This window comes from Vibrio sp. 10N.261.46.E11 (assembly GCF_041472735.1).
GTDB lineage: Bacteria > Pseudomonadota > Gammaproteobacteria > Enterobacterales > Vibrionaceae > Vibrio.
On the sequence record NZ_JBFRQW010000090.1, the window covers coordinates 1 to 12,049 of the forward strand.

A 12,049-nucleotide genomic window follows, 5' to 3' on the forward strand; every position below is an offset into this window, starting at 1 on the left:
ATCGCCAGGCTTTAAATTTATTTTCACTTTTTGAAAAGTGAAGACAAAAGGTATCGTTACTTGCAATAGCAATTAACAACATCATTAGTGTACTAATCTATTGATGACAATTTGTTGGAGGGATGGCTGAGTGGTCGAAAGCACCGGTCTTGAAAACCGGCAACCGTTAATAGCGGTTCTAGGGTTCAAATCCCTATCCCTCCACCACCATTAAAAAGCCCGCTGAGAAATCAGCGGGCTTTTTTCTTATATGTAATATAAATAAAAAGAGAAGAATACTGACGTGCCCTTCTCTTTTTGTTTACCGGAACTTTATCATTGCTAGTCTGTTAAATACTTATCCTCTGCTACTTGCCAGAAAGCTCTTATTAGAGGGTTATCTAGCTGAGAGCGTTTACAACACACACCTAATTCAAAGGGTTTGATTGGCTCTATTTTTAAGCGGTCTACTTTATCTCTCACAGGGCTGTTGTTGATTACAACGTCTGGCGCGATACCAACCCCACAACCAAGAGCAACCATACTTACGATAGCTTCATGACCTGATACCTGAGCGTAAATGTTGGGCTTTATCTTCATCTTTTTGAACCACGCGTTCGCACGTTCTCGTGCAGTGCCTGCTTCTGGGATGATGAAAGGCACTTCATTCCAGTTTGGTTTCTCTGACTGCAGCTGCTGACTAAAGCTACTGACGCCTGATGGAATGATGACGGATAGTGGTATATCGCTAATCGTTTCGAATTCTAATCTTGAAGGCAGGATGTCTGGTTTAGCTGAAATAGCAATATCAGCTTCATCATTTAGGATCTTGTCGATGGATTGCGCTGGATCACCAGTAGAGAGTTTAAACTCAATATACGGATGAATAGCCCTGAATTCGGTAATGAGTTCAGGAAGGTGACTGTAGCTTGCTGTTACGGAACAGAAAATGCGGATCTCACCTTTAAGCTCTTGCTCTCCACCTTTCAAATGAAGATTGTATTGCTGCCAATCTCCAACGATGCGTAATGCTACAGGCAATAGGTGTTTTCCTGCTGGGGTGAGATCAACACTGCGGTTGTCTCTGATAAGCAGTTCTTGTCCTGTTTCCTCTTCAAGCTTTTGTATCTGACGGCTCAGCGCTGAAGGACTGACATGCATAGCAGCAGCGGTTTTGCTGAAACTCTTGCTATCACATAAATGTATAAATAATTGTAGAGATTTTATGTTCATGTTTTGCGATCGTTTCCATGTTGCATTTATTGCAATAACTAATTGTGAATATATCACTTTCAGCAACGGAGTGTCTGTTTTAGTATGAAGTCATTCGATAGAGAGATATCGACCTTACGGACTTATTTTTAAAGGAGTGCCCTGCAATGGCTAACTATTTCAATACATTAAACCTTCGTGAGCAACTAGACCAATTAGGTCGCTGCCGTTTCATGGGTCGTGAAGAATTTACGACTGAAGCTGAATACCTTGAAGGCAAGAAGATCGTTATTGTTGGCTGTGGTGCTCAAGGCCTAAACCAAGGTCTAAACATGCGTGACTCTGGTCTAGACGTATCTTACGCTCTACGCCAAGCAGCAATTGATGAGAAGCGTCAATCATTCAAAAACGCTGATGAGAATGGTTTTGTTGTTGGTAGCTACGAAACGCTAATCCCACAAGCAGACCTAGTAATCAACCTTACTCCAGACAAGCAACACACAAACGTTGTTGAAACTGTAATGCCTCTAATGAAAGAAGGCGCTGCACTTGGTTACTCTCACGGCTTTAACGTTGTTGAAGAAGGCATGCAGTTACGTGCTGACCTTACTGTTGTAATGGTTGCACCTAAGTGTCCAGGTTCTGAAGTACGTGAAGAGTACAAACGTGGTTTCGGTGTTCCAACATTGATCGCTGTTCACCCAGAAAATGACCCTAAAGGTGAAGGTTGGGATATCGCTAAAGCTTGGGCTGCTGGTACAGGTGGTCACCGTGCAGGTTGCCTAGAGTCTTCTTTCGTAGCGGAAGTTAAATCTGACCTTATGGGTGAGCAAACTATCCTTTGTGGCATGCTACAAGCGGGTTCTATCGTATCTTACGAGAAGATGATTGCTGACGGTATCGAACCAGGTTATGCAGGCAAACTTCTACAATACGGCTGGGAAACGATCACTGAAGCACTTAAGTTTGGTGGCGTAACTCACATGATGGATCGTTTATCTAACCCAGCTAAAGTTAAAGCGTTTGAGCTTTCTGAAGAGCTTAAAGATCTAATGCGTCCGCTTTACAACAAGCACATGGATGACATCATCTCTGGTCACTTCTCTAGCACTATGATGGCTGACTGGGCGAACGATGACGTGAACCTACTAGGCTGGCGTGAAGAGACAGGCGAAACGGCATTCGAAAACTACCCAGCTTCTGACGTAGAAATCTCAGAGCAAGAGTACTTCGACAACGGTATCCTAATGGTTGCTATGGTTCGTGCAGGTGTTGAGCTAGCATTCGAAGCTATGACTGCATCAGGTATCATCGATGAGTCTGCTTACTACGAATCTCTACATGAGCTTCCGCTAATCGCAAACACAGTTGCTCGTAAGCGTCTTTACGAAATGAACGTAGTAATCTCTGATACAGCTGAATATGGTAACTACTTATTCGCTAACGTAGCGACACCGCTACTACGTGAGAAATTCATGCCTTCAGTTGCAACTGACGTAATCGGTCGTGGTCTAGGTGAAACATCTAACCAAGTAGATAACGCTAAACTAATCGAAGTAAACGAGGCTATCCGCAACCACCCTGTAGAGTACATTGGTGAAGAGCTACGTAGCTACATGAGCGACATGAAACGTATCGCTGTAGGCGGTTAATTCATCGCTTAGATACTGCGAATTTGTAGAAAAAGCAAAGCAGTGTCAATAACTCCTTACAGGTTGGAGTTATGAATAAGCAACACAACATCTAATGAAAAGGCTTGGTCGCCGTTGACCAAGCCTTTTTTGTTTTAGTAAAAAAGTATTAAAAATCAATAAAATGAAAATCAATTGATAGGTGTTCGTCGACTTTCAGTTCTTGATCTTCAGAAATACAAAAGGGTTGGTGCTTTCACACCAACCCTTTCAGTTTTCTTTCTTTACGCTTACTTGTCAGCAATCTTTGCTTCTAAGTCCGCTAGCTTTTGTTCCATTTCAGTCAGCTTTTGGCGAGTGCGAAGCAGTACTTGTGTTTGAACATCAAACTCTTCACGGCTTACAACGTCTAGTTTATTTAGTTGGCCTTGAATAACCTGACGAACTTTTTGATCTACGTCTGAACCAAGCTCTTTTACTGGTTGAGGCATAGAATCGTGGATCTGCTTAGCAATCTGCTCTAGTTTTTTTGGATCAAACATATCAATTAAAACTCCTGAATATTTACCACTATTCTATTTAATCACACTTGAGATGTCGCCTATGGCGTACAAAAAAAGGCCACCGAAGTAGCCTTTTTATTGTTATTACGACTTAGTGATTACTTATTATCAGCTAATTCTCTGTGCGCTGCTTTTGCTTCATCGACGCGAGCTAGTTTTTCTAGGTCTTTGTCTTCAACAAATACAGGTAGAGGTTTGTGTTTTTCAGCTAAGTAGCTGTAAATCACTGGCAGTACAAATAGCGTGAAGAGAGTACCAATCGCTAGACCAGCAACGATTACGATACCAATACTAAAGCGCTGAGCTGCACCCGCACCACTTGCGTACATCAGTGGGATTAGACCCGCGATCATCGCAGCTGTTGTCATCAGGATTGGACGAAGACGAACCTTCGCAGCTTCCATTACCGCTTCGATACGAGTCTTGTGATGATGCAACTGTTCTTCTTTTGCAACTTCACAGATCAAGATACCGTGCTTGGTAATTAGGCCGACTAAGGTGATCAAACCAACTTGCGAGTAGATGTTCATCGTTGCCGCGCCCCAAGCCAGAGCTATTAGGGCACCACAGATCGCCAGTGGTACAGATACCATGATAACCAGTGGGTCTTTCAGTGATTCAAACTGAATCGCCAATACCAAGAAGATGATTGCCAGTGCTAAACCAAAGGTCGCGTAAAGTGCGCTACCTTCTGTTACGTATTGGCGTGCTTCACCCATATAGTCATGGTTGTAGCCACTTGGAAGCTTATTCGCTGCCGTGTCTTCAAACCACGCAATTGCATCACCCATTGCAGCGCCTGGAGCCGGTACCGCACCAATCGTAGCCGAGTTCAATTGGTTGAAGTGAGGAAGAGAGCGAGGCTCTGCCACAACATCAATCGTAATCAAACTACCTAGAGGAACAGCGTTACCATCAGCGGCACGTACGTAGTAGTTGTTCATCGACTCTGGATTCAAACGGAACTTACGTTCAACTTGAGGGATAACCTCATAAGATCGGCCATTCAAGTCGATACGGTTTACGTAGCCATCAGACATCATAGTACCGAGCGTGATACCGATATCTTGCATGGTCACGCCGTATGCGCCCGCTTTATCCTTGTCGATGTTGATCTTCATGGTTGCTGAGTCATAGTTCAGGTCGAGATCTGAATATACGAACAACGGGTTTGAAGAGACATCAGCCAGAATGTCTGTGGTAATTTGGAACAAGCTTTCAAAACTGTTTGGCGTTGTTATGACAAACTGAATCGGAAGGCCTGAACCCGCACCTGGTAGTTCTGGCATTTGGAATGCAGTTACCGCCATTCCTGGAACATCTTTCACCAAATTACCAACGCGGTTTGCTACGTCTGATTGGCTTGCTTCACGTTCGCTCCAAGGAACCATAGACGCAATACCAAATGCTTGGTTTGCATTTGGCACACCTGTAAATACCTGTGCGTAAGCAACTTCTGGCTGATCAGACAGAATCTGGTTTACGTCGTTCATGGTATTTTGCATGAAGTCTAAGTTCGCATTCGACGGTGCTGTACCCATTAACATGATTACACCTTTATCTTCTGAAGGTGCTAGCTCACTAGGGATGAATTTGAACAACAACGGTAAACTTGCAAATACAATGATAGCAAAACCAATAAATACTGGACGATGTTGCATTACCGCACCAAGCATACGCTCGTAACGGTTAGTCATGCCATCCAGCACGCTATGAACTTTCTGCTCAAACTTGCTTGGCTCAGCGTGAGCTTTCAGCATTTTTGAACACATCATTGGCGAGAGTGTTAGTGCCACAATGCCTGATACGAAAACCGAACCAGCTAGGGTTAATGCAAATTCTTTAAATAGCGAGCCTGTAATACCACCCATCATCGCAATTGGAGCATATACCGCACCTAGCGTTAACGTCATTGCGATAACAGGCACCGCAATTTCACGGGTACCGATAATCGCTGCACGGAAAGGGGACTCGCCGAGCTTGATATGCCTGTCGACGTTCTCAAGTACTACGATCGCATCATCTACCACTAGACCGATGGCAAGTACCATTGCCAGTAGTGTCATTAGATTCCAAGAGAAGCCCATTGCCTGCATTACCATTGCCACACCAATCAAAGACAGTGGGATAGTAATGATAGGGATCAGTACCGCTCGGAATGAACCCAAGAATAAGGTAATTACGATCAATACGATTAATGCCGCTTCAAGGATGGTCTTGATAACCTCTTGAATTGACTCGTTAATCGCAATAGTTGAATCGTACATTACGTTCATTGAGATGTTACTTGGTAGGTTCTTCTCTAGTTGAGGAAGAAGTTCCAGTACATCAGCCGCGATGTTGATTGGGTTCGCACTTGGCGCCGCATTGATCGCGGCTACAACCGCCTCTTGGCCGTTAGCACTTGCTCGGTAAACATCGTGACTTTTCTCAAGAGAAACTTTCGCGATATCGGATAGGCGAATGATCTCACCTTCTCCGCTTTTCACGACTAGATTCTCTAGTTCTTCAGTGTTTGATACCTGAGTATCGGCACTGCCGTTGTAAAGCACGAACTCACCGGTCGCTTGACCCGTAGCTGATTGGTAGTTGTTAGCGTTCAGTACCGTCATTACATCAGATGCAGTCAGACCAATCGCCGCCATTTTTGATGGGTCTAGCCATACGCGCAGTGCGTATTTCATACCACCATATAGGTCAACTTTAGATACACCATTAACCGTAAATAGCTGCGGGTTGATTACGCGCTCTAGATAGTCGGTAATTTGGCTCGATACCAATTCGTCACTGGTAAAACCAATATAGAGTACAGCGGTTGTTGAACCGGTAGACATGGTTACGGTTGGATCTTCAGCCTCTTTAGGTAGCTGAGAACGTACCGAGTTTGTCTTGGCCAGTATGTCAGACAATGCCGCATTCGGGTCGGTGTTCAACTTCATGTTCACGGTAATCGTAGATTTACCTAGCACAGAAGAAGATGTCATATAATCGATGTTATCCGCTTGAGCCACAGCCTGTTCGAGGGGCTGGGTGATAAAGCCTTGGATAAGATCGGCACTTGCACCATAGTAACCAGTTGAGACTGTCACCACGGTATTCGTCATTTCAGGGTATTCACGCACCTGCATTTTGAAGATTGCTTGTAAGCCAAGCAGAGCAATCAAAAAGCTGATGGATACCGCTAGAACTGGACGTTTAATAAAAACATCAGTAAAGCGCATTGTGCCTCCAGTTACAGCTTAGGTGTTTCAGATGGTGGAGTGATCGCATCACTTTCAACAACTTTAACTTTGGCGCCGTTACTTAGGCGTACTTGGCCAGAAGTTACAACCGTATCGCCAGCTTTAACACCGTCAAGGATGTGTGCAATATCAGCCGTACGCTCACCTACTTTTACAACATGTTGAGCAACACGCTGAACTCCGTCTTCTTCAGTTAAGATGTAAACATTGTCACCGTATAGAGTGAAAGTAATCGCTGTTTGAGGAAGAGTAACTTGGTTTTCTAGCTTAGGCAGAATGATGTTAGCACGAGCGAACATACCGCTACGAAGCTTGCCATCATTGTTTGGAATATCTGCTTGAACTTGGATAAGACCACTTTGGATGCTTACTGCTGGTTCGATTGCACTGATAGAACCTTCAAATGGCTTCTCTGGGTAAGCATCAACAAAGATGTCGATAGCTTGACCCACATGGATACGAGAGATATCTGTTTGAGAAACCGTGAAGCGCAGGCGCATGACACTGGTATCTTCTAAACGAACGATATCCGTACCTGATTGCAGGTATTGACCTAGGTACACGTTACGAATACCCACTTTTCCATCAAAAGGAGCACGAATTTCACGACGTTCGATAGATGCTTTTAGGCTTTCAATATCAGCAGATAGAGAGTAGAAGTTTGCTTCTGCTTCATCGTATGCTTCTTTAGAAATAGAACCTTTCTTAAAAAGACCTTGGTAGCGTTTGTATTTTGCTTTTGCTGCAGGCAGGCGAGCTTCAGAGCTCTTTAGATTTGCCTTTTCTACGCCAGAATCAAGACGAACAAGAAGTTGGTCATTTTTAACATCAGTACCAGAACCAAAAGAGATTTGGTCAATAACACCGCTGGTTTCGTTCGCTAGTGTCACACCTTGGTTAGGTTCGATGAAGCCGATAGCTTCGATTACTGGAACCCAGTCGATAGGTTGAACTTCTGTTACCGTTACTGGAAACTCTGGCTCAGGTCGGTTAGCCATAAACTCAGCAATTTTTTGTTGTTTAAACATGTTAAACCCAATAACGCTGCCGAAAAGTAGTACAGCGATGAGTAACATGAAGAAAGTCCACTTTTTCATTCTAGTTAGAACTCCAAATTAGTGTGTAATAATCGCATCCCAACTTGCTTCAATCGCCGCTTCAATGGCTTTTTTATCAAGTTGGTAATATCCAAGAGATTGCTTACGGGCCAGCGTGACACTGACTTCTAAGCTAAGTGCTGCTAAAACAGGGTTTTCTAGAGGCTTAAACACCCCTTGCTCTCTACCTTCAGTAAAGAGTTGCTCTATTTTGTGGAACATTTTTCGTTCAATCTCTTTGGTCTCATGACTGCGAATACAAGGTAAAGAGTCGTATTGAGCTCTATTCTTTAAATTGCAGATATTTGATCCCGAGAGCTCGAAAATGTTGAGCCACATTTTTCTAAATCGTTCTTTTAGACTCATCGAATCTTCAACACCTTGCTGAATTAAACCAGCATTTCGTTGAGTGACAGCTAAGCGAACTTGTTGTAATAGTTCTTCTTTGTCTGAGAAGTAGCGATAAATAGTTCCAGCCGCAACTCCTGCTTCTTTAGCTAGTTTATGCATAGAAAGTCCGTGAAAGCCTGATTCAGCAATCAGTTTTTCGGCGGCATCTATAATTTGTTGTCTTTTATCTATCATAGAATAAGAACCAGACAGTGATAATATACTCACTAATGAATGAACGTTCATTCATTATAGCCTAAGACCCACACATATGTGCAACATAGTTTTTCATATGTGATATAAAATTCTTGCATAAGAGAGCGTAGCATTCGTGGTGTTGCAGCATTATTATAGGCGCGCCATTGAATTCGCTCCGATAGACCACATTGAGAACCAAATGAAACTGAACCCAAGACAAGATGAAGCCGTGAAATATGTTTCGGGCCCCTGCTTAGTGTTAGCAGGCGCAGGATCCGGTAAAACGCGTGTTATCACGAATAAGATTGCTTACTTGGTTCAAGAGTGTGGTTACAAGGCACGCAATATTGCAGCGGTAACTTTTACCAATAAAGCGGCACGCGAGATGAAAGAACGTGTGGGGCAAACTCTGGGTAAAGGTGAGTCGAAAGGTTTGATCGTTTCGACCTTTCATACCATGGGTTTAACCATCATTCGTCGTGAATATAAAGCGTTGGGTCTGAAAGCGGGCTTCTCTCTATTTGATGACCAAGACCAGTTGGCGCTATTAAAAGAGCTAACAGAGAGACAGATCGATGGTGATAAGGACCTGCTGCGTGCTTTAATGAGCACTATTTCGAATTGGAAGAATGACATGCTGACGCCAGATCAGGCGAAAGCTCGAGCTCAAGGCGAACAAGAGCAGTTGTTTGCATTCTGTTTTGAGATGTATCAGAAACAGATGAAGGCATACAATGCGCTCGATTTTGATGATCTGATTGCGATGCCAGTATTACTTCTGAAAACCAATCAAGAAGTGCGCGAGCGCTGGCAGTCTCGTATTCGCTATTTACTTGTCGATGAGTATCAAGATACCAACACCAGCCAGTATGAATTGGTGCGTCTGCTTGTGGGAGAGCGTGGTCGTTTGACGGTCGTAGGTGACGATGACCAATCTATTTACTCTTGGCGTGGTGCAAAACCGCAAAACTTGGTGCTGTTAGGTGAGGATTACCCGAACTTACGCTTGATCAAACTAGAGCAGAACTACCGCTCAACGAGTCGAATTTTGCGTGCAGCGAATATCTTGATCGCTAATAACCCACACGTTTATGAAAAGTCACTGTTCTCTGAGATCCCAGACGGTGAAAAGCTCAAGGTATTGAATGCTAAGAATGAAGAGCATGAAGCAGAGCGTATTACAGGTGAGATCATCGCTCACAAGTTTTTGAATCGCACAGAGTATAAAGATTACGCAGTGCTGTACCGTGGTAACCACCAATCTCGCTTGATTGAAAAAGCGTTGATGCAGAACCGTGTGCCTTACAAAATTTCTGGCGGTACCTCTTTCTTCGCTAGAGCTGAGATTAAAGACATCATGGCTTACCTCCGCGTGTTGGTGAACCCTGATGATGACAACGCGTTTCTACGTATTGTAAACACACCACGTCGTGAGATTGGCCCGGTGACGCTTGAGAAGTTAGGCAGCTACGCCAACATGCGTGGCAAGAGCTTATTTGAAGCGAGCTTTGAGATGGGTTTAGAGCAAACTTTGACTGGTCGTGGTTTAGAAAACCTGCGCCGTTTCAGCGATTGGATTGTTCGTATTTCTGATAATGCTGAACGTGGCAATACTGTTGAGGCTGTACGCTCTTTGGTTCGTGATATTAACTATGAAGATTGGTTGTACGAAACCTCGGCAAGCCCGAAAGCTGCAGAGATGAGAATGAAGAACGTTTCTGATCTTTATAGTTGGATCGTTGCTGACCTTGAGGGTGACAACTACGACAAAGAAGAGAAGACCCTACGCGAAGTGGTTCAACGTTTAACGCTACGTGACATGATGGAGCGTGGTGAAGATGATGACGATGCAGACCAAGTTCAATTAATGACATTGCACGCATCGAAAGGCCTAGAGTTTCCGTATGTGTTCCTGATGGGAGCCGAAGAGGGTATCTTGCCACACCAAACCAGTGTCGATGAAGGTAACGTAGAAGAAGAACGTCGTCTTATGTATGTAGGGATTACTCGCGCGCAGAAAGAGCTGACCTTCACTAAGTGTCGTGAACGTCGTCAGTATGGCGAATTGATAAAGCCAACACAAAGCCGATTCCTTGATGAACTGCCGCATGAAGATGTGGAGTGGGAAAGCGTTAAGAAACCACAATCCGCAGAAGAACGAATGGAGAAAGGGCAGGCACACATTGCCAACATTCGTGCGATGTTCAATAAGAAGTGATGTTTGGCTCTAAATCGAGACCAATAAAAAGGTGACCATGAGGTCACCTTTTTTGAATTTGGTATTTTTAATTACAGATCTGCAAATTACAGACCGGCAATCATGTGCTCGATAGCATCTTTGATTTCGTCGTCTGAACAGTCCATACATGAACCTTTCGCTGGCATAGCATTGAAGCCGTTGATTGCGTGGTCAGCTAGGATATCGCGACCTTGGGCAATACGAGGACCCCAGTCACCAGCATCACCTGTTTTAGGTGCGCCACTTACGCCAGATGCGTGACAAGCGATACAAAAGGTACCGTAAACTGTTGCGCCATCACGAGGGCCTGTTGGTTCTGCGGCTACTGGCTCGCTGCCGACTAGGTAAACTTGGCCAACTGGTTTGATGCGTTCAGCAATAGCATCTTGCTCTGCTTCGCTTAGGCCTGAAGCCATAGCGCCAGTTGAAAAGGTTAAAACTGCGATGACAACGCTTAAAATTCGACGAGACATATCCATTAAACTCACTTTACATTCCCAAGGTAAGTACATGCTTACCAATTTATAGTGTTGGAAGGGTGTTTTGGCTTTATCAGCAAAGAGCAACTGTTAAACCAATGTAAATAATGGGTGATTATATCCCGATAAGTTGTTGCAATAAACAACAACTTATAAGCTGCGGTGGGTTGTAGTACTCAAATAAGGGGTTTATCACATATTAACTGTCGAAAAAGAGACCAAACAGAAAAAAAAGTTAAAAAAGTACTAGACGGCATAAGGTGATATACGTATTATTCCACTCCGCCGACAGGGCATGCGCCTGTAGCTCAGCTGGATAGAGCGTTGGCCTCCGGAGCCAAAGGCCGAAGGTTCGAATCCTTTCAGGCGCGCCATCCGGTCTCTTACTTAGGTAAGTGAGAATTGGCAAAAAGAAATAATGGTGGCTATAGCTCAGTTGGTAGAGCCCTGGATTGTGATTCCGGTGGTCGCGAGTTCGAATCTCGTTAGCCACCCCATTCTTTCTTTACAAAATATCGGTAGCTTCGGCTTCCAGTGTTGATTCATTATTCCCAAGAGTCGATACAAAATTAGTCGGTGAATAGCGCAGCTTGGTAGCGCATCTGGTTTGGGACCAGAGGGTCGGGGGTTCGAATCCCTCTTCACCGACCACTATTTCAATAATCGCTTTTTAAGCGGTTATATAAAAGATTAGTGGTGGCTATAGCTCAGTTGGTAGAGCCCTGGATTGTGATTCCGGTGGTCGCGAGTTCGAATCTCGTTAGCCACCCCATTAATTTTGGTAACTTCATTGAAGTTCCCTGTTTGAGAAATCAAACGAAACGTCTCGGTGAATAGCGCAGCTTGGTAGCGCATCTGGTTTGGGACCAGAGGGTCGGGGGTTCGAATCCCTCTTCACCGACCACCTTAAGAAGCCTCAGTCGAAAGACTGGGGCTTTTTCACATCTGGAATTTAGATGATTTGGGACCAGAGGGTCGTGGGCTGGATCGCCAGTCCGATCGAATCCCTCTTCACCGAC

At 44.3% G+C, this 12,049-nt stretch carries 8 protein-coding genes and 6 tRNA genes; 8 read left to right on the forward strand and 6 right to left on the reverse strand.

The features are described from left to right. Positions 1 to 116 precede the first annotated feature (116 nt). Positions 117 to 207: transfer RNA gene (locus AB4407_RS20630), tRNA-Ser, on the forward strand. Between the two features lie 114 nt (positions 208 to 321). Here AB4407_RS20630 and ilvY read toward each other — a convergent pair. Then, entirely contained in the window at positions 322 to 1,212 is an 891-nt protein-coding gene (gene ilvY / locus AB4407_RS20635) for an HTH-type transcriptional activator IlvY (protein ID WP_372121828.1), read from the reverse strand. 146 nt (positions 1,213 to 1,358) lie between these two features. On the opposite strand from ilvY, the gene ilvC reads away from it, so the two are divergent. Continuing rightward, complete coding sequence (gene ilvC / locus AB4407_RS20640) at positions 1,359 to 2,843, forward strand: ketol-acid reductoisomerase (protein ID WP_372121829.1); 1,485 nt, start codon at positions 1,359 to 1,361, stop codon at positions 2,841 to 2,843. Between the two features lie 269 nt (positions 2,844 to 3,112). On the opposite strand, the gene ubiK is transcribed toward ilvC, so the two are convergent. The 4 genes from ubiK to AB4407_RS20660 form a co-directional block, all read right to left on the reverse strand. Next, positions 3,113 to 3,364 carry a ubiquinone biosynthesis accessory factor UbiK gene (gene ubiK / locus AB4407_RS20645; RefSeq protein WP_009848085.1) on the reverse strand — a complete coding sequence of 84 codons (252 nt, stop codon included), beginning with the start codon at positions 3,362 to 3,364 and terminating at the stop codon, positions 3,113 to 3,115. A gap of 119 nt (positions 3,365 to 3,483) precedes the next feature. Beyond that, positions 3,484 to 6,606 carry a multidrug efflux RND transporter permease subunit gene (locus AB4407_RS20650; RefSeq protein WP_012602964.1) on the reverse strand — a complete coding sequence of 1,041 codons (3,123 nt, stop codon included), beginning with the start codon at positions 6,604 to 6,606 and terminating at the stop codon, positions 3,484 to 3,486. A gap of 11 nt (positions 6,607 to 6,617) precedes the next feature. Continuing rightward, a complete protein-coding gene (locus AB4407_RS20655; protein ID WP_009848083.1) occupies positions 6,618 to 7,724 on the reverse strand; it encodes an efflux RND transporter periplasmic adaptor subunit in 1,107 nt (368 codons plus the stop codon). An 18-nt stretch (positions 7,725 to 7,742) separates the two neighbouring features. Then, a complete protein-coding gene (locus AB4407_RS20660; protein ID WP_372121830.1) occupies positions 7,743 to 8,360 on the reverse strand; it encodes a TetR/AcrR family transcriptional regulator in 618 nt (205 codons plus the stop codon). A gap of 151 nt (positions 8,361 to 8,511) precedes the next feature. Between AB4407_RS20660 and rep the strand changes: the two genes are divergently transcribed. Beyond that, positions 8,512 to 10,530, forward strand: coding sequence for a DNA helicase Rep (gene rep, locus AB4407_RS20665; protein WP_012602966.1), 2,019 nt, complete (start codon positions 8,512 to 8,514; stop codon positions 10,528 to 10,530). Positions 10,531 to 10,616: 86 nt separating this feature from the next. Here rep and AB4407_RS20670 read toward each other — a convergent pair whose 3' ends face one another. Then, positions 10,617 to 11,030, reverse strand: a complete 414-nt coding sequence (locus AB4407_RS20670; protein ID WP_008224061.1) for a cytochrome c5 family protein — start codon at positions 11,028 to 11,030, stop codon at positions 10,617 to 10,619. Positions 11,031 to 11,327: 297 nt separating this feature from the next. Here AB4407_RS20670 and AB4407_RS20675 point away from each other — a divergent pair. The 5 genes from AB4407_RS20675 (at position 11,328) to AB4407_RS20695 (ending at position 11,934) form a co-directional block, all read left to right on the forward strand. Further along, a tRNA-Arg gene (locus AB4407_RS20675) sits at positions 11,328 to 11,404 on the forward strand. Positions 11,405 to 11,451: 47 nt separating this feature from the next. After that, positions 11,452 to 11,527: transfer RNA gene (locus AB4407_RS20680), tRNA-His, on the forward strand. Between the two features lie 77 nt (positions 11,528 to 11,604). After that, positions 11,605 to 11,681, forward strand: a tRNA-Pro gene (locus AB4407_RS20685). Between the two features lie 45 nt (positions 11,682 to 11,726). Beyond that, positions 11,727 to 11,802: transfer RNA gene (locus AB4407_RS20690), tRNA-His, on the forward strand. A 55-nt stretch (positions 11,803 to 11,857) separates the two neighbouring features. Continuing rightward, positions 11,858 to 11,934: transfer RNA gene (locus AB4407_RS20695), tRNA-Pro, on the forward strand. Positions 11,935 to 12,049: the final 115 nt, after the last annotated feature.